Here is an 18,616-nt window from a genome sequence, read left to right on the forward strand (position 1 = left end):
TGTCCGTATTTTGTAATTTCATTGCGCCGAGCGCGAAACTTCATCCCAGGCTTCCCAGGTGGCAATGCGCTCCGCGTAGGCAGTTTTCAGGCCGGTTAGGTTATGGCTACCAAGGTTAAAACGCAGCGGCGGGTTTTCGGAGTCCACCACTTTGAACAGTGCCTGCGGGGTAGCGGCCGGGTTGCCTCTCTCCATGCCTTTTATACCCTCCATGAATTTCGCTTTAAAATCGTGGTAAACCGGGTTTCCTTCGAAAATCGTCGGGATCTGATCGCTACCAAATTCGGTTGCATATGCGCCAGGTTCAATGATGGTGACTTTGATACCGAACTGTGCCACTTCCAGGGCCAGGCTTTCATGGATAGCTTCAAACGCCCATTTGGACGAACAGTAATAGCCCAGGATCGGCATAGCCAGATGGCCCAGGTTACTGGAAGTACCCAGGATATGTCCGTAACCTTGCCCACGCAGCAGCGGCAAAGCCGCCTGGATCACACTAACAGGGCCTATCACGTTGGTTTCGTACAGGGCGCGGATATCGCCGGCACTGCCGTCCTCGATCGTCCCGATCAGTGGGTACCCCGCGTTATTCAACACGATGTCTAACCGGCCAAAATGCTCATGCGCTTTATTTACGACTTCTTTGACCTGAGCAGGGTTGGTCACGTCAAGTTCCAGTGTTAATACCCTATCTTCATATTGTTCTTTCAATGCAGCGATGCTGCTCAATTCGCGGGCCGTCGCGGCCACCTGATCTCCGCGCTCCAATGCCGCTTCTGTCCATATACGTCCCAGACCGCGCGAAGCGCCAGTGATGAACCATATTTTATTCGTTTGCTGTGTCATACTATATTTTATTTGATGAAAGCAAAGTTCAGGGAACAAGCCTTTTGCTTTGTAGCCTAATTACTGTTCTTTGTAGGCTGATCTCTGTATTTTTTCAGGTAATCCGGGACACATCCAGAGAGATCTCCAAAAAAGCGCAGGGACATATCAGGGCTTTAATCGCTGCGGGGAAAAGTATATTTTGCCCATGCTGCAGGTGCACAGCGCCCCACAGGTAGGAAGCCAGAAGCAATAGCCCCAAGAGGGCGATCCATCAAATGATGAATAAGCCTGCCGAAGTTAGTTATGTAATGCCTAACAACTGATAGGTTCCGGGTGCAATGACAAAAAATTGCGTCATTAAGCAGGCTCTGTTATTATTTAATTCAAACAGGTTAATTAAATGCTTTTATGTGAATTTGAATGGGATGCTTTTATTACAGAACCTGACTTAGTTTTAAGTTACTTATAAATTGTTATTATATAAATTCTAAAAAAAAAGTGGAGGCGGGGGGATTCGAACTCTCGACCCAATAATTATGACGGCCAATAATCTTAGGAAAAGATAGAGATAGTCAGAATAATTGGTTTGAATCAATATGTAAATGAAATCCATGTTAACATGAGTATCGACGCTCTGCTAATATGCCCAGTTAGAATTTCAAAATTCTGAGTTGAAGTATTATGCTATTTATGGGAAGGGTCATCTTTCGGATCGACATAAGTTACTCCGGATGGGCCGAACCCGGTTATTTCGACAATAACTGGTTCTTTTCCGGTCATGGCAAAGTGATTCTGTCCGGCTACTTCCGAATAAATACTGCCTGCGGGCAACTCTTTGAGTTTTGATGAGTCAAATTTGTCACCGTAACCAAAGTGCCATGTGCCCGACAGTACCGTGGCCGTGCGTTGGTCCGGATGCATGTGGGCGGCTATTTTGGTATTCGGTTCAATCTCCAGCAGTATCATATACATTCCTTGTTTGGAGGGGTTGCCCATGATTACTATTTCCTTAACAGCCGAATAATTGGACGATCCGGGAGCATTTGTACCCCAACCGGTTTTAAGGGCCTTCACTTCGTGGAGATTTAGACGAAATTGACCGTTCTTGGAAATTTGGGCGCTGGCAGTACCGGCGAATAAAAGCGCCGACAACGAGAAAGTAAGGATGCGAAACATAAAGTTTTTTTTAAAGGTGAAAAAGACGTTCATATCATCACTTCATTCAACTTAGATGCCAATTATTTAATTTTCTGATAATCAGAAATTTAATATGTTGTTGGTTTTTTTTGGTACGACATATCGAGGTTGTGAATAAACAACCACGATATGCAGTGGTCTCAGGCAATCTTGAATGAAAAAGAATCCCAGTTGGGGAGGGGGATGTTCTGTACCGTAGGTTAAAGAAAGAAGGGGGGATGAGTCATCCTCCCATTAAAACCGCATCGGTTTTGAACGAGATCTTTAAGCACAAACCTTTTTCGCTGATGATTTGAAGCTTGCCATTTAGCTGTTTACTTAAACCCTTAATAAGTTTCATCCCTAAAGAGCGGCATTCCTCTATATTAAATCCCGGCTCAAGCCCCCGGCCATTGTCGGCTATGATCAATAAATAGCTGTTTTCACAAGTTTCAGTAAGAGTTATGTTGATTGTTCCATAGCCATCTTCGGGGAAGGCATATTTTATAGAATTCGTGATCGCTTCGTTCAAAATAAGGCCAACAGGAACAGCCTGTGCAACATCCAGTTGTATCGCGTCCACCTCTCGCAGAAAGATTATCCGGCTTTGTGGATCAAGGTATTCTTTTAGATAGGAAACAAATCCATCAATGTAATCCGCCATGTCAATTAATGCCAAATCGTCGGACTGGTAAAGTTTTTGGTGGATCAAAGCGATCGACTGCATTCTGTGTTCGCTATTCTGAATGATCGCCAATGCCTCGGCGTTGTCGACAAAAGACGATTGTCTTTGTAAAAGGCCGATGACGATCTGAAGATTGTTTTTCACCCGGTGGTGTATTTCTTTGATCAGCCATTCTTTGTCCTTAACTAATTGGTTAAGTGCATCATTTTTCTCCCTGATCTCATTATTGGTTTTTTGTTTGAGCCGGTAGTTGTAATAAAATAACACCATGAATAAAACTACCGCGGCGCTACCACCCAGGGCAACATTGCGTGAAGTATTTGCCTGCCGGGCAATGTTATCCTTGATTTGATTGCTCTTAGTTAGTAATTTTATATCTTTCTCCTTTTGATCTGTTTCATATTTAATTTGCAATTCGGCAATTTGCTTGCTTGTGGCTTCGTTGAAAATCGAATCGCTTAAGGCTTTATATCGTTTAAAATGGTTTATGGCGGAAGGAAAATTTCGCAGCGCTGAGTCGATCTGAAAAAAAAGCAATTCAAAATCGCGGGCCCGCGGAATGCTATTTATCGTTATTCCTCCCTTTGAAAAGTAGGCGGCTTTGGTATATTTTTTCTGATGTATATAAAACCTGGCAATATCGTATTTCGCAAGTTCAATTATTTCCGTGTTTATACCGCCCTCATTGTAATCTCTCATCATCGCCAGGTAGTTTTTTTCGGCCATAGTAGGTTCGTTTAGCGCCTCGTAGCAATTTGCTTTGATTTGCTCAATTACGGCAGCCATGAACTTACTGTCATGCGGATGCCGCCTTTCCATATATTCGATATAATTCAGCGCTTCACGCGGCTGTTTTAATTTAATCAACCCCTGTACTACGAATCCCGCTGTCCTGAATATATATTCCTGCGGGACGTTATTGCCTTTCTCTCTCAGCTCGATCGTCTTTTTGTAGTAATAAATGCTCTTCTCCGTTTCTCCAAGGTCCTGATAGATCTGTGCCAGTTCACCATAGGTCGATTCAGAGGCTTTGCCCTTTGACTCCGATATTTTGACGCTTTTCAATATATAAAAAAGGGATTGGTTCAAATTGCCTTGATATCGGTTTACAGACGCCAGGAGCCTGTATACCTGGTCAAGTTGCAGGTCATTAGCGTTTTTATATTGGCTGACAACTTTTTTACAAATCTGTTGGGCTGTATCTAATTTATTTAGCGATACATAGCCGCCGGCAATTTCCAGGTTGACATCAATGATCCTCGCCGGCATTTTTAGTTTTTGAAAAATTTCGAGCGCCTTCTTTAAAATTTCAATTTTTTCTGAAGCATTTGTTTCTTTCTCACCGAACCATTGCAATATGACCGCCTGATTGTAGAGGTCGTGGATGTCCTGGTAATGATTTATGATTTTCACGAAGTAAGCATCGGCTTGGTCTTTATTACCTTTCGCAAAACTGACTTCTCCTAGTTTGCCCAGGCTTTCGTACTTACCATACCTAGATGTGTCGTTTAAAGCATTGCTAAGCTCAAGTTCCTTAGTGAAGAAGTATTTTGCACTGTCCAGGTCGCTCTTCTTTTTCTGATATTGCTTTTTTAGGTAATAATTGCCTAATTCATGTAGGATTTTTAATTGAGCAGTATCTGGCTTGCTATCATGAAGTTTTTTTAATAAGTTGTTTTGCTGGCTGAAACAAGGGGAAACAATTGCCAATAACATTCCGGCAAAGAAAAGAAACTTCAGAATAGTATTTTTAGATCGTGCAGCCATTGAGTATTAACCAAAAAGTATCGTTCAATTTGTGATAAAAGGTTATTAAAAAAATATTAGCGTGATTAACGAGCCATGACTTGTAAATAATCGCCCGCAAAAAAATACTAACGGTCACTACATTATTAGCCCAATGAAGCAAATAACATAGTGACCATTAAAATTAAATATAGCAAATTACTTTAATTACCCGCCTTAGTTCTGCAGAAAGAAATCGAGCAGATCTTTCTGAACCTGCGGCGTATTTTCCTGCACAACCCAATGCCCTGAATTTTTGATGATTGATTCCTTTACGTTTGTGGCTACCAGCCTGCAATGCTCTGCAAGAAAAGAACCAGCAAAATGATCTGATCCCATAGCCAGCAAAGGCATCGGCAGCTTATTCTTCATCAGCTCAAGGTTATCCTGGCCGTCCTGGTTAAATGCACCGAACCAATGAAAAGCCCCTGTGGTAGCACCTGGAACCGAATAAGCCCGGATAAATTCATTCCGCTCAGCTTGCGTAAATGCGTCTTTTACATAACCCACCACAGGCCAGAAATCGGTGAAGAATGTCCCAACCCTGCCACTAACGAGCTCGCCTGAATGTGGCTGGGCGAAAAAGCCAAACCACCATGCCTGCGCTTTAACCTGGCTCCAGACAGGCTCAACCCCTGGCAGCAATGCGTCCATCAATGCCAGTTTCTTAACTTCGTTCGGGAATTGTGCGGCATAAGCATAGGCTACCATCAGGCCGATGTCGTGTCCGGCAAGATTGATAGTTTTATAGCCGAGTTTTTTCATTAATTCGTGCATATCTATCGCCATATTTTTTTTGTCATATCCATCGGCTGGCTTCGCTGATTCGCCGACGCCTCGCAGATCAGGTGCAATCACCCTGAAGTGTTTTGAAAGCTCAGGCAACAAACGGTTCCACATATACCAGTTTTGACCGAACCCATGAATAAGAAGTAAAGGCTCTCCTTTACCGCCGGTTACGTAATGAATTTTGACGCCGTTTACTGTTGCGTATTGGTGCTTGAAACCAGTTGGGGGTGATGCAGGCGTTGTCGTAGAAGCTGGTTTAGTTGCCGCCATGAAAGCTGAGGCATGTGTTGGGGCCAGCCAACCGGCGCTTGCTACTATTAAAAGAACGAGAAATGATTTGGTAATTGTTTTCATGATTTTGATGGGGTTTTATTGTCTGATAATTGTTACTGTCATTTGCTAAGTTGTTCTATTTTCCGGTGGGCAATTGCTCTATCCAATGGGCAATAAAATCTGCGTCTTCCTTCCAGGTGGGTTGACCCAGAACAAAATGATTTCGTCCTTCGAATTCTTTATAGGCGGTTATCGATCCTGTATGTTTATAATTTTTATAGTTGGCGTAATTCAGTGACGCCGGGATAAAATTATCGGTTGAGCCTGCTATGAATAATAAAGGTGCGTGCGGCTTTTTAAAATCGACCTTTGCAGCTTTGGATATGGCATCCCTAACCACCAGTTTGGATTCTGGTATAAGATATTTGTAATACCCTTCCTTTTGTTCTTCATATGACATCCCATTTGTAAATGCGTATTGCCATTGCTTAAAAGACATTAAAAAGGATTTTTTTGCTGAAGTAAAAAATCCAAGTGGACCCCAACCGGCTTTATAAAAAGAGAACTTGAAGGTGAAGACGCCTTGCGGTTGCAAGGAGTGTATTGCTACTCCGGCAGCTGCCAATTCCCGTTCAAGTAAAATTTGGGTAATGAGCCCGCCCATCGAATGCCCGATTAGGATAGGTTTTTCAGGCAATTGCCGGACAAACTCGTCGAAATAATTCGTTAGGTTTTCCAGCCGTAGGGCCGCAATACAGGAGTTCGGTTGCGTTTGCCGCAGGTCATTGGCTGCGCCATCCTTAGCGGGCCATGGAGGAGCAATCGTTTTATAGCCTTCTCCTTCAAAAAAAATACGCCATTCGTCCCAACACGAATTGCTCACAAATGCTCCTGTTATAAAGACTATGGTTTTTGAAGAATCTTTGTTCATGGTGTTCTGATAGTTAAAATTGAAATCGGACTGGCAGTCGCCGGGATCAACTCAATAGATATGCCAGTGCTTGAAAATGATTGATAATCAGATTTTTGTAAAATGTAATTATAGCCGCGTTACTTTATCTCGTAGCTGGCTCAGCATTATAACGAAATAGCGTTGTTTTTAGAAGGTATTTTGGGAATCAATACAGTGCGATGTAGCCTGCGATGTTCCTTGATTGCAGTTATTTTGCTGCGATAGCTTGGCCCGGAAGACAGTCAAACGAACACTTGTCCCGCTTATTTTTGGAAGGATCTTGTAATGCCTAATTTCTTCATTTTGGAATTTAAGGTAGTCGGCGGTAAATTCAGCAACCTGGCGGCACCGCCAGGGCCCCAGATTTTCCAGCCGCATTCATTCAATGCCCGCAGAATATGTGTTTTCTCATTTTCTTTCATTGTTTGAACGCTTGCATTCGCAATGAAACTCATGGCTGGTTGCTCAGTTTGGAATGGTAATGCAATTGTATCAATAAAGTCGCTTTTAGCCAGTAACACGCTTCTTTCGATCAGATTTTCGAGCTCACGGATATTGCCGGGCCAGCGATAGGTCTGCATACTTTCCAAAACCTTTTCCGACAAGCCTTTAATTGCTTTCCCGGTTTTGCGGCTGTAAATAATTAAAAAATGATTAGCAAGCGCGGGGATATCTTCTTTACGCTCGCGTAGCGGAGGCATAACAATCGGGAAAACATTTAATCGGTAATACAGGTCGAGCCGGAAGCGACCTTCAGCGACTTCCATTTCTAAATTGCGGTTTGTAGCAGCGATAATGCGAACATCAGTTTTAATAGTAGTTCGACCCCCGATACGTTCAATTTCCTTTTCCTGCAGTACCCGCAACAACTTTACCTGCAATTCCAACGGGATTTCACCAATTTCGTCTAAAAACAATGTTCCTGTATGTGCTTGTTCAAACCGCCCTATTTTTCTCTCAAACGCTCCGGTAAAAGAACCCTTTTCGTGTCCAAATAATTCGGAATCAATTAAAGTGGCAGGCAAAGCAGCACAGTTTACCTTAATAAATGGTTTGGATTTACGCGGGGACAAGTAATGAATACGCTCTGCGATTCTTTCTTTGCCTGTCCCGCTTTCGCCCAGGATAAGGACGGAAGAATCCGCCGGCGCTACCTGTTGAACATTATCGAAAACATTTAACAAAAGGTGGCTGCTTCCGATAATCCCGGCAAATAAATTAGCACTCATTTCCTGTCCCGCTGTTCTGTGCACTCCATTATAAACGGGGTTGCTACCCAAAGGGCTCTTTGAGTCAGAGACCATGATTTGGGCAAAATCACCAATTAAATTCCTGAATTGGTCGCACAATATTAAATGATCAGAGTCGTATGCGTCTGGCCGACGGCCGTAGAAAAAGAAATAAATTGCCTGGTTGCCAGACAAGGGTACCGGAAAAACCAAAAGCGATTTCATTGAAAACGTTTCCGTTATCAGTTTTCTCATCGGTTGTTCATTAAAAGCCGCCTGCAGCTCCTTTTCGTCATACCAGGTTGCCAACTGCTCCCATGTGCTTTTTCCTTTCAAGGCTGAAAGCTCATATGATTTTTTGTTGGTGATAACCATAAGTTCCTTGGGACCAATGGTTTGGTATTCCTCGAATCCAATACGCATAAATCCAATTTCGTCATTATTGTTGTCATTTGACTTAAGGCCAACGGATAGATATTCGAATGGAATATAAGGTTGAAGTGCCTGGCCGATTTGCATCAGTTTGTAAGTCCAGTCTGCTTGCAAATCAATGATCCGTGCCACTTTTTTCTGCAATGCCGCATTTTGCCTCAATTTATTTTCAAGGTTGTTTTCATGCCGGTAAACGGCAATGTCTAAAGCCACAAGAACATCTTTTTCGCGGAATGGCTTTACGATAAAGCCGTAAGGATTCGTTTTCTTTGCTTCTTCAAGGATACTTTGATTGGAGTTCGCAGAAAGATATACAAATGGAATATTTTCTTCCGTTAACTGATTCGCCAGGTCGATACCGGTTAATTTGCCTTTCAGGTAAATATCCAACAAGACAAAATTAGGCCTATTGATCTCGATCAACTCCAGGGCTTCATCAACTGAATCAGCTATACCGCATATATCATAGCCGGCATTCTGTAATAAATTGCGTAAAACATCAGCAATGATATATTCGTCTTCGACGATCAAGATCTTCTTACTTAACTGGTCTGTCATGTTTAGCCCACCTGATATTGATTACATTAGTCGGTTACAGTTTTTGTAAACGCACTAATTCATAAATCCTGCCAAATGAATCGAAAGTAACGCTTAATCAGCCGCTCGACTCAAATCAGTTAAAATTACATCACTTTCACCTAATATAACGAACATGAAGGTTTAATTCATGCCGAGATCTACATGGATGGCCATTATGGATTAATAATTACAACCATATTTCGTAAGGTTTGAATTTCAAGAACCACGATATTTCGTTGTTTTAACTCAAATAGTAATCATAAAATCACTGCTAAAAAGCATTATGCTTGATATCTTTAATGAAGTACGTCTCTTATTTGTCATATATGTCAATCTTCTCTTGAAATAGCGTGATGTTGTACCTGTAGTCGAAAAATGGCGCAACCGATTGTTTTGCACTGTATTCTCGTACATTACATATGATCTCATCATTTTTGCCTGTTTGGAGTGTCAAACAGGCCCGTCCAATTTTTGAGGTATTAATTATGTTTTATATTTGTGTGTGCGTACACACAAATACTTATTCTCTTTTTTCTCGTAATTTATCAACTATGCTAAAAAGACTGTTGTTTTTAATTTGTATCGGCCTAACAAGCGCTACCAAAGCTCAGGATGTTTTTCTTTCGGGTGTAAAACCGGGCAAGGCATTGGCGTTTTCTACTAAAGGGACATTGGTTTTAAAAAATAATTGTTTATCTGTAAAGTGGCTTGCTGGTAAATCGATAATTACCATAAACGAATCTGCCGTTCAGAATAAGAAACAAATTAATTTAAAAGGCTCTCCTTTATTTGGATTAGAGTTTAAGGATGGTACTATAATCAATTCTGCTGATTTTCAATTAAGCACCATTCCGCAAATTGTTCAGATCAAAGGAGATCCTGGGGCAGTTAAATTTTCTGAAAAGGAAGATGGTGTGAAAATTTTAGCCGAATTTTTGAATGTGAAATATGGTGTTAGTGTAAAGTGGGAGGCTGTTTTGAAAGATAATTCCAATTATATCAGACAAGTTTTCGGCGTTTTTGCTTTGAAAGACTCTTTAAAGATCAGGAAATTGAATCTGATCAATTTTCCGGCAGAAACGGGCATTAAGCCGTTGGGGGTTGTGGACGGATCGCCAATGGTATCGGATGATTTCTTTTTTGCCTGTGAAAGTCCAATAAGTAAATACAATAATCAGAATGGCCGGATCTGCAGTTATATTGAACGGCAGGAGCCAACTCTTGATTTCGAAGCTTCTACCGTATGGGGAATTGCCCCTGAAGGCCAGTTACGAAGGGGATTTCTTTATTACCTTGAGCGGGAAAGAGCAGTGCCATACCGCCAGATGCTTCATTATAATTCATGGTATGACCTGTCCTGGGCCGATCGTAAGTTAACCGAAGCTGGTTGTCTTGATCGTATTCAGGCATTTGGTGACAGCCTTACGGCAAAACGTTATATTAGCTTAAACGCATTTTTGTTTGACGATGGCTGGGATGACAACCAAACATTGTGGCAGATCAGCCAAAAGAATTTCCCTGCAGGTTTTGATAACATTAAAGCGCTGGCTGATAAATACGGAGCTTCATTGGGAGTGTGGATGTCGCCCTGGGGTGGTTACGAGCAGGCAAAGGAACAGCGGCTACAGTATGGCCGAAGCCAAAATCCTCCTTTTGAAACTAATTTGCATGGGTTTTCTCTTTCCGGGCCGGTTTATTCGTCCAGGTTTAAAAGTACTGCCGCTAAGTTCGTAACCAGTGATGGTATCTCTATGTTTAAATTTGATGGTGTAGGGGCGGGAGATCAGTCTACAGGTGCCACTGTTGAATATCAAACAGATATGGAGTCTTTGCTGAATTTAGTAACGGGCTTGCGTAAGGTAAAACCGGATTTGTATTTTAGCCTCACCATAGGTACCTGGCCGTCGCCTTTTTGGCTTAAATATGGTGATGTAATTTGGCGGAATGGCTGGGATACAAACACGCAAGGGCAGGGCAATGGTCGTCAGCAATGGCTCAATTACCGGGATGGTCAGGCCTATAAGAATATTGTAATGCGCGCTCCCCTTTATCCTTTGAGCTCCCTGATGTATCACGGGATTTGTATTGCGGATAATGGCGCGCCTGCTAAGTTTGACATGGATGATAAAGATATTTCTGACGAGATATGGTCGTTTTTTGGATCTGGAACCAGTTTGCAGGAGTTGTATATCAATCCCCATAAGCTAAACGAGGCCAACTGGAATTGCCTTGCCGCTGCCATAAAATGGTCGCGCGAAAATGCGGATATTATGCCGGATGTGCATTGGGTAGGCGGCGATCCATCCAAAGGGGATGTTTACGGTTTTGCAGCCTGGTCTCCGCAAAAGGCTGTTCTTACCTTAAGAAATCCCTCGAATACAGCTAAAACATACCTGGTTAATACCCGGGAAGTATTTGAATTGCCATCAAATAGTACTCCAGATTATATCTTTTATAATGCGAAAGTTAACAGTAAAGAAACGAAGTCGTATGTGTTTAAGGGAGCCGTTCATGCTGTTAAGCTTGAGCCGTTTGAAGTGATGGTTTTAAACGCTGTACCTGTAAAATGACGGTTTAATCCATTTGTTTGTCTTCTGATTTGAATTATAAATTGATGTTGTAAGTGTGCGCGCAAACGCATTGGCCTGCATGAGGGTGTGTATGGCAACATTGTTTTTAAATAAATAAAAATGAAACGCGTATTCGTAGTAGTATTGCTAATCCTTTGCCTTTTTAATAAAACATCTTTTTCGCAAAATTTAGCTCCATATAAATGGTATAATCCGGTTAAGGCTGATTTTCCGGTTATAGAAGGGCAGGCCTGGTCAAAAGAAACGGCAGGTAGTTATGACAGGCTTCCGGCGCGTGCTCAAAAGGGCCTTAATCCCAATGTGTGGAACATCTCCCATAGCAGTGCCGGTTTGTACATTAAGTTTAAAACAGATGCACAGAATTTGGTTATCCGGTATAAAGTTAATGGCGAGTTTGCTATGTCACATATGCCGGCCACTGGTGTAAGTGGGTTGGACCTTTATGTATTGGATCCTAATGGCCAATGGTGCCTTGCTCCGGGTAGTTTCTCGTTTAAGGATACGATTACTTACCGGTTTTCAAATATTAAGGTAAGTGCCGATTTTGCGGGGCGAAGTTATGAATACCGGCTTTTCCTGCCTTTGTATAATTCGTTATCATGGCTTGAAATAGGCGTTCCACTTGGTAGTGCATTTAATTTTATGCCTTTATCCAAAGAAAAGCCGGTGCTTGTATACGGAACATCCATTGCGCAGGGGGCCTGTGCTTCAAGGCCAGGTTTAGCATGGACCTCCATTTTGCAGCGCGCGCTGGATCGCCCGTTGATTAATCTTGGTTTTTCCGGCTCCGGATTGCTTGAGAAATCAGTTATTGATCTGATGGCAGAGGTGGATGCGAAAGTATATGTGCTTGATTGTATGCCTAATATGATAAGTTTTTCTGACCAGGAAATCGAAGCACGTTTATCTGCAGCGATACAAACTTTAAAGCAGAAGCACCCATTGGTGCCGATATTGCTTGTTGAACATAGCGGGGGTAACACGGGTGGACTATTGGACACGGGCAGAAATGCCGGTTATGATCATGTCAATAAAGTGCTTGGCCTGGCTTATTCAAAGTTGACTGCAGCCGGAGCAAAAGGCATTTATTTATTGACTGGCAAAGAAATTGGATTTGGTATCAACTCAACAGTTGATGGTTTACATCCTAATGATATCGGAATGGAGCAGTATGCCGCAGCATTTGAAAAAACAATCCGTGTTATAATTAATGAACCAGTTGGCCGCTATTCAACCACGCGGCCTGTAGTGCAAAGCAGGGATGGGTATTACGACTGGCGAAGCAGGCATAATGAAATATTAACGCTTATCAAAACCAGTTCGCCAAAGATTGTATTTCTTGGTAACTCTATTCTGAATTACTGGGGTGGTGAGCCTAAGGCGCCTTTAGCAAGAGGAGCTGATTCGTGGGATAAATATATCGAACCTCTGGGTGTGAAAAATTTTGGTTTTGGCTGGGACCAGGTAGAGAATGTGCTATGGCGTGTATACCATGAAGAAATAGAAGGGTTTAAGGCGGACAAAGTGATGATTATGATAGGCACCAATAACTTGTCTGCCTGCAGTGACCAGGAAATATCAGAAGGGTTGAAAATGCTTGTGCTGGCTGTGAAGGAACGTCAGCCCACAGCGGAGGTTATTTTGTCGGGTTTGCTGCCCAGGAGGGCGATGGAAAGCCGGATAAAGGTGCTCAATAAAGCCATTGCTAAACTGGCAGCTCAAACCCAGGTCCGTTTTATTGATCCGGGCAAACTATTGCTTAACCATAAAGGGAAGATTGATGAATCACTTTTCGGAGATGGCCTGCACCCCAATGAGGTTGGTTATCAAAAGCTGGCGGTAACATTGGTGCCATATCTTAAAAAATAATAAAGATGCTGGTATGAAATGCGCTTGACATGTGCAACGCTGAAATAAGTTCAGTATAGCGGAATTGTTTTAAAAGTAATTTCTATCAAATGATAGTCGATATTGATGAGATGGACTATATTAAATTACTTTTGCTATCTTTTCTACGCTAAAGTTTATTATGAAGAATAAAATTGTTCGCATTAAAGACATTGCCGAAAAAGCGAAGGTTTCGACGGGTACGGTTGACAGAGTACTGCATAAGCGCGGGCGGGTATCAAAAAAGGTAGAAGAGAAAGTGCTCAAAATTATTGAAGAGATGGATTACGAGCCCAATCTTATGGCAAGGGCTTTGGGATCCAATAAAATATACCAAATAGCAGCCTTAATACCCGATCATGAAATTGATTTCTATTGGCACGCGCCTAAAGCCGGAATTGAAAAGGCAGAAAAAGACTTGAAGCAATATGGCATTATTGTACAACAATATGTGTTTGATCCATATGATGTAGATTCATTTATAAGCAAGGCCAATAAATTAACCACTGATAAGCCCGACGGCATAATTTTATCGCCTATATTTTACCGGGAAACCCTGCCTTTTTTCGAGAAATGGAAGGCTGCCGAAATTCCCTTTGTGCTGTTTAATACACAAATTGCTGAATGTGAGCCTTTAAGTTATATAGGCCAGGATTCATATCAGAGCGGGTTTTTGGCTGGTAAGCTTATTCATTATGGGCAACCCGATTCCTGCTGTATTTTAATTGCACACATTGATGAAGAGACGAGCAACGCCGCTCACCTTTTAAAAAAAGAGCAGGGATTTCGCAATTATTTTGCTCAAAATAACCTGGATCATCAGTACAAAATTCTGAGGGTTGAGTTAAACAGGTCAAATGCCGCTGTTTTTATGAAACAACTGGGGGATATTATTGACAGCACCCCTGATTTAGGCAGTATTTTCGTGACAACATCTAAAGCTCATGAAATTGCGAAGTACCTGGAACAGCGATATATAAAGCATATTAAAATAATAGGATATGATTTATTGCCTCCCAATCTGTATTTTCTGAATAAAGGGACAATCAGTTTCCTGATCAATCAAAACCCGAAAGGGCAGGGCTATTGGGGCATCTACCAGTTAACCGACAGCCTGGTGTTCAAAAAGGAAGTACCCATTATCAAGTATCTTCCGCTTGATATCGTTACAAAGGAAAATGCGAACTATTATGTTGATGATGAGGATGCCGTTTATTTAGATATCTGATCTCTCTTTAGCTAATTGTCCTTCATTCACAGGTCTGTATCCGCCATTGTTCGGTTATCCGGTTCAAACCCCAGTCAAATCCTTTTCTGCCAAAGCCCAATTTTTATGGGTTAAGAAAAAAAGGTACAATAAATTACTTGATCTCTCACAACGGCGCTATGCTTTTAAGTTTCCCATTTGCGGCTTAGTGTCCTTGTACGCAAAAAACTTTTTAATAACATTTTTTGTGCACAACCAGAGGGGCTCAGCTCAGCACGATATCCACCGATAAGTTCTCGCTGATTAATCTGTTTCATTTATATGATCCGAAGGTTTTTCCGGTGCATTATCCTCATGAAAAAAATAGTAACAAAAGATTAACAAAGTGTGTGCGAACACACTAATATAATTATATTTGTATCAAGGTGATTATGCTAATTTAATGTGTTCGTAAACATTTTACTGATCGCAACGTATAAACGAAAAATAAATGTCATATAATATCTCTGAAATAGTATCCAATTTTTGCATTGAAGGAAATGTCGCAGCTATTACTCCGTATGGGTCCGGGCACATAAACGATACATTTCATTTAAAAAATACAAATCCGGGTTTGTCGGGGTATTTGCTTCAGCGAATCAATCATCACGTGTTTGAAAACGTTCCGGCTTTGATGAAAAATGTACAATTAGTAACAGATCATTTAAAAGAAAAATTGACCGGCATTCCGGGTTCAAGCCCTGACAAAGAAGTACTGACAATAGTTTCGGCTAAAGACAAACAGTGTTTTTTTTGTGATGAAACAGGTAATTACTGGAGAATGTATTGTTTTTTGAAAGATACCAAGAGTTATGACATGGTATTAACCGAACAGCAAGCTTATGAAGGCGGAAAAGCATTTGGAAAATTCCAGTTACTGTTGTCAGATCTTGATAGCGGATTACTTTACGAAACTATACCCGGCTTTCATAACATCACCATGAGGCTTGATCGTTTAAACAAAGCGGTATTGGCTGATCCGAAAAATCGGATTAAGGATGTTTTGACTGAGTTGTCGTTTATAATTGAAAGAGCAGATCAGATGGCTACTATCATGAATTTGGGAAAGGAAGGGAAATTGCCGCTGCGCATTATTCATAACGATACCAAATTCAACAACATATTGCTTGATATGAATGATCATGAACAATGTGTAATTGACCTGGATACAGTTATGCCAGGCTATGTGGCATATGATTTTGGCGATGCCATCCGCACTATCATCAATACCGCGCCCGAGGATGAGCAGGATGTTACTAAAATAGAGCTAAACATCCCCTTATTTAAAGCTTATGCAGCGGGGTATTTTGAATACGCCGGTAGCTTTTTGTCAGATACAGAAGTTAAATCGCTTTCGATGGGAGTTTTATTAATACCCTATATGCAGGGTGTGCGTTTCCTGACGGATTATATAGAAGGGGATGTTTATTACAAGATCCACTCTCCCGAACATAATTTACAGCGAGCCAGGGCACAGTTCGAGCTGCTTAGTAAGCTTGAGAAGAATTACGATGTTTTAGACCAGATAATTCATAACACAGCAAAAAAGTACATACAGATAACAACCGAAATTAAATAATGGAACTTACAGTAGCATTTTTAGAAGATATGGACAAAAGCAGTCCTATTGAACACGTGTCTGTTTTGTTAGACGAGCAGGAGAAGCACCTTGTTGGAATTGTACCATGGCCCGATTATGATTACAAACCCGATGTTCATTTTGCGATAGCTTACAGCAATGATTGTTTTATGTTGAAATATTACGTAAAAGAAAAAGCGATAAAAGCTTCCTGTTACAAGCCCAACGAACCCGTTCACCAGGATAGCTGTGTGGAATTTTTCATTGGTTTTGGTACCGAGCTGGAGTATTACAATTTTGGGTTTAACTGTATCGGAACTTGTTCGCTTGGGTTCGGAAGGGGCAGGGAAAATCGCGAGTTATCACCTGAAAAGCTAATACGGCTTATAAAGTCTCAGGTGCGGTTAACACAGCAAACAAATATTGGGCATGGCGATATTAGCTGGGAGCTTACCCTGATGTTACCGTTGGATGTGTTTTATCATCATTCATTTACATCATTAAAAGGACAACAATGCCATGCTAATTTTTATAAATGTGGCGATGAACTACCTGAGCCACACTTTTTAACGTGGCATAATATTGAATGCGACGACCCTGACTTTCACCACCCGGAGTTTTTTGGGGAAATAAAGCTTGAAGCTTAACATAGCCATGCGGCATTTATATGTGTTTTAAGTTATTTGCAAGGTAATAGCACAGAGTTTTTTGTTTTTATTATTGATAATGTAGATCCCGGAAGAACGACGATTTTATGAGAATGAAACTTATATTAATAATGTTATTATATAGTGCAGTGGCTTTGGCACAGGTTAAAGTTGATGAAACTTACCAGGAGCTTCCGGATCCCAAACCTGTAAAACAGGCAAGCTGGAGTACGCTGAAACCCGGAGTTTATGTAAGTTTCGCTACCGCCAATATACGTTATGATAAACATAATGCTCCTGCTATATCTCCTTTACAGGCTCAATGGAAAACCAAAGCCTGGAAAGGAGAAAAAGTGCATACTCAATTCCTGATATGGACAACCCGGAATCTGAAACAACTAAGCTTTATATGGAATAAACTTAAAGATGGTAAAGGGCATGAAATCCCCGAACAAAATATAAACGCGAGTTTTGTACGTTATGTGATGGCCGATGGGTTAAACAACGAAGGCGGTGGCTGTGGTATATTGCCCGGCCATGATTCCAGCCTTGTTGAGGATGTTATTGACCCTGTAAAAATGCTTCCGGCGGGTAAAAATACAACCAGGCCGGTTTGGTTAAGTGTGAGTGTACCGGCTACCGCTGTTGAAGGCCTTTACAAGGGGAATGTGAAGTTAATTGAGGGCAAAGGCAAGCCCCCTTTAATTTTACATTACGCTATACAAGTGCTTAACCATACTTTGCCTGCACCGGAGCACTGGAAATTTCACCTTGACTTGTGGCAAAATCCCTATTCGGTGGCCCGGGTGTATGGTGTAAAGCCATGGTCAAAGCAACATTTTTATGTAATGCGCCCTTACATGAAAATGCTGGCAAATGCCGGGCAGAAAGCAATTACTACCACACTCATTCATGATCCGTGGAATAGCCAAACCTATGATATTTACGGATCGATGATAAAATGGACAAAAAATAAGAATGGCTCATGGAGGTACGATTATTCAGTATTTGATAAGTGGGTGTCTTTTATGATGTCATTGGGGATTAATAAGTTAATCAACTGCTATAGTATGATTCCCTGGAATCTAAAGTTTTACTACTATGACGAAGCCCTGAGAAAAGACACGATGATCGTGGCTAAACCCGGCTCGGCAGAGTACGAGGCACATTGGCGCCCAATGCTGATGGATTTTGCCCGCCATCTTAAAGAAAAAGGATGGTTTAATAAAACCACTATAGCTATGGACGAAAGATCCATGGCCGATATGCAAAAAGCTATAGCGTTAATAAAAAGCGCTGATAAAAATTTTAAGATTTCGTTAGCGGGCAATTATCATCCGGAAATTGAAAAAGATTTGTTTGATTATAGTGTGGCGTCAAACCAGTTAATGGATGAAGCAACAATTCGTTTGCGCAGGGAATCGGGTTTAAATACCACCTATTATACCTGCTGCACAGAAGGGTATCCCAATACATTCAGTTTTTCGGCCCCGGCCGAGTGTGTTTGGTTGGCATGGTATGCCGCTTACAAAGGATATGACGGGTATTTGAGATGGGCTTACAATTGCTGGACCAAAGATCCTTTACGTGATACACGATTTGGGTCATGGTCATCGGGCGATGCTTACCTGGTTTATCCCGGTCCACGGTCCTCTGTTCGCCTGGAACGATTGATCGAGGGCATCCAGGATTTTGAAAAAATTAATATTTTAAAGGAACGGTTTATGAAAAATAACCAGCAGGATAAATTGCTTCAGCTAAAAAATATATTGGAAGGTTTTGACATAGGCGAGTTGAAAAATAAGACTGCCGCCGAAACACTTCAGGCCGCGCAGGAACGACTGAATAGCTTATAAATCGCAAAAAAAACGTTTTAATAATTTATATTAATTGTTTGCCCGCTTTCATTTTCAGTTTTTTTTTGACTTTATTTATACC

12 protein-coding genes are annotated in these 18,616 nt (G+C 41.5%); 6 read left to right on the plus strand and 6 right to left on the minus strand.

The features are described 5' to 3' along the window. Positions 1 to 18: 18 nt before the first annotated feature. From J3L18_RS03605 to J3L18_RS03630, 6 genes are all read right to left on the minus strand, one after another. Positions 19 to 846, minus strand: coding sequence for an SDR family NAD(P)-dependent oxidoreductase (locus J3L18_RS03605; RefSeq protein ID WP_129570734.1), 828 nt, complete (start codon positions 844 to 846; stop codon positions 19 to 21). A 666-nt stretch (positions 847 to 1,512) separates the two neighbouring features. Further along, entirely contained in the window at positions 1,513 to 2,004 is a 492-nt protein-coding gene (locus J3L18_RS03610; protein WP_129570733.1) for a cupin domain-containing protein, read from the minus strand. Positions 2,005 to 2,248: 244 nt separating this feature from the next. Then, positions 2,249 to 4,456 carry a tetratricopeptide repeat-containing sensor histidine kinase gene (locus J3L18_RS03615; RefSeq protein WP_129570732.1) on the minus strand — a complete coding sequence of 736 codons (2,208 nt, stop codon included), beginning with the start codon at positions 4,454 to 4,456 and terminating at the stop codon, positions 2,249 to 2,251. Between the two features lie 195 nt (positions 4,457 to 4,651). Beyond that, positions 4,652 to 5,617 (minus strand): alpha/beta fold hydrolase, encoded by a 966-nt coding sequence (locus tag J3L18_RS03620; RefSeq protein WP_129570731.1) that lies wholly within the window; start codon positions 5,615 to 5,617, stop codon positions 4,652 to 4,654. 55 nt (positions 5,618 to 5,672) lie between these two features. Beyond that, entirely contained in the window at positions 5,673 to 6,467 is a 795-nt protein-coding gene (locus J3L18_RS03625) for an alpha/beta hydrolase (RefSeq protein WP_129570730.1), read from the minus strand. Positions 6,468 to 6,751: 284 nt separating this feature from the next. Then, on the minus strand, positions 6,752 to 8,707 hold the full coding sequence (locus J3L18_RS03630; RefSeq protein WP_129570729.1) for a sigma 54-interacting response regulator: 1,956 nt from the start codon (positions 8,705 to 8,707) through the stop codon (positions 6,752 to 6,754). Between the two features lie 572 nt (positions 8,708 to 9,279). Here J3L18_RS03630 and J3L18_RS03635 point away from each other — a divergent pair. The 6 genes from J3L18_RS03635 to J3L18_RS03660 all read left to right on the plus strand — a co-directional run bounded on the left by J3L18_RS03635 (position 9,280) and on the right by J3L18_RS03660 (position 18,534). Continuing rightward, positions 9,280 to 11,298 carry an alpha-amylase family protein gene (locus J3L18_RS03635; RefSeq protein WP_129570728.1) on the plus strand — a complete coding sequence of 673 codons (2,019 nt, stop codon included), beginning with the start codon at positions 9,280 to 9,282 and terminating at the stop codon, positions 11,296 to 11,298. A gap of 120 nt (positions 11,299 to 11,418) precedes the next feature. Next, positions 11,419 to 13,188 carry an SGNH/GDSL hydrolase family protein gene (locus J3L18_RS03640; RefSeq protein ID WP_129570727.1) on the plus strand — a complete coding sequence of 590 codons (1,770 nt, stop codon included), beginning with the start codon at positions 11,419 to 11,421 and terminating at the stop codon, positions 13,186 to 13,188. Positions 13,189 to 13,348: 160 nt separating this feature from the next. Continuing rightward, on the plus strand, positions 13,349 to 14,434 hold the full coding sequence (locus tag J3L18_RS03645) for a substrate-binding domain-containing protein (RefSeq protein ID WP_129570726.1): 1,086 nt from the start codon (positions 13,349 to 13,351) through the stop codon (positions 14,432 to 14,434). Between the two features lie 469 nt (positions 14,435 to 14,903). After that, complete coding sequence (locus J3L18_RS03650; protein ID WP_129570725.1) at positions 14,904 to 16,031, plus strand: phosphotransferase enzyme family protein; 1,128 nt, start codon at positions 14,904 to 14,906, stop codon at positions 16,029 to 16,031. Beyond that, complete coding sequence (locus J3L18_RS03655; protein WP_129570724.1) at positions 16,031 to 16,678, plus strand: carbohydrate-binding family 9-like protein; 648 nt, start codon at positions 16,031 to 16,033, stop codon at positions 16,676 to 16,678. Before J3L18_RS03650 ends, J3L18_RS03655 begins: the two co-directional genes overlap by 1 nt. A 113-nt stretch (positions 16,679 to 16,791) precedes the next feature. Next, on the plus strand, positions 16,792 to 18,534 hold the full coding sequence (locus J3L18_RS03660) for a DUF4091 domain-containing protein (RefSeq protein WP_208102508.1): 1,743 nt from the start codon (positions 16,792 to 16,794) through the stop codon (positions 18,532 to 18,534). The last annotated feature ends 82 nt before the right edge of the window (positions 18,535 to 18,616 follow it).

The sequence above is a fragment of the Mucilaginibacter gossypii genome (assembly GCF_017569325.2).
GTDB lineage: Bacteria > Bacteroidota > Bacteroidia > Sphingobacteriales > Sphingobacteriaceae > Mucilaginibacter > Mucilaginibacter gossypii.

Coding starts and splice junctions, on each gene's coding strand:
- J3L18_RS03605 (WP_129570734.1), bottom strand. CDS start 846: ATGACACAGCAAACGAATAAAATATGGTTCATCACTGGCGCTTCGCGC.
- J3L18_RS03610 (WP_129570733.1), bottom strand. CDS start 2,004: ATGTTTCGCATCCTTACTTTCTCGTTGTCGGCGCTTTTATTCGCCGGT.
- J3L18_RS03615 (WP_129570732.1), bottom strand. CDS start 4,456: ATGGCTGCACGATCTAAAAATACTATTCTGAAGTTTCTTTTCTTTGCC.
- J3L18_RS03620 (WP_129570731.1), bottom strand. CDS start 5,617: ATGAAAACAATTACCAAATCATTTCTCGTTCTTTTAATAGTAGCAAGC.
- J3L18_RS03625 (WP_129570730.1), bottom strand. CDS start 6,467: ATGAACAAAGATTCTTCAAAAACCATAGTCTTTATAACAGGAGCATTT.
- J3L18_RS03630 (WP_129570729.1), bottom strand. CDS start 8,707: ATGACAGACCAGTTAAGTAAGAAGATCTTGATCGTCGAAGACGAATAT.
- J3L18_RS03635 (WP_129570728.1), top strand. CDS start 9,280: ATGCTAAAAAGACTGTTGTTTTTAATTTGTATCGGCCTAACAAGCGCT.
- J3L18_RS03640 (WP_129570727.1), top strand. CDS start 11,419: ATGAAACGCGTATTCGTAGTAGTATTGCTAATCCTTTGCCTTTTTAAT.
- J3L18_RS03645 (WP_129570726.1), top strand. CDS start 13,349: ATGAAGAATAAAATTGTTCGCATTAAAGACATTGCCGAAAAAGCGAAG.
- J3L18_RS03650 (WP_129570725.1), top strand. CDS start 14,904: ATGTCATATAATATCTCTGAAATAGTATCCAATTTTTGCATTGAAGGA.
- J3L18_RS03655 (WP_129570724.1), top strand. CDS start 16,031: ATGGAACTTACAGTAGCATTTTTAGAAGATATGGACAAAAGCAGTCCT.
- J3L18_RS03660 (WP_208102508.1), top strand. CDS start 16,792: ATGAAACTTATATTAATAATGTTATTATATAGTGCAGTGGCTTTGGCA.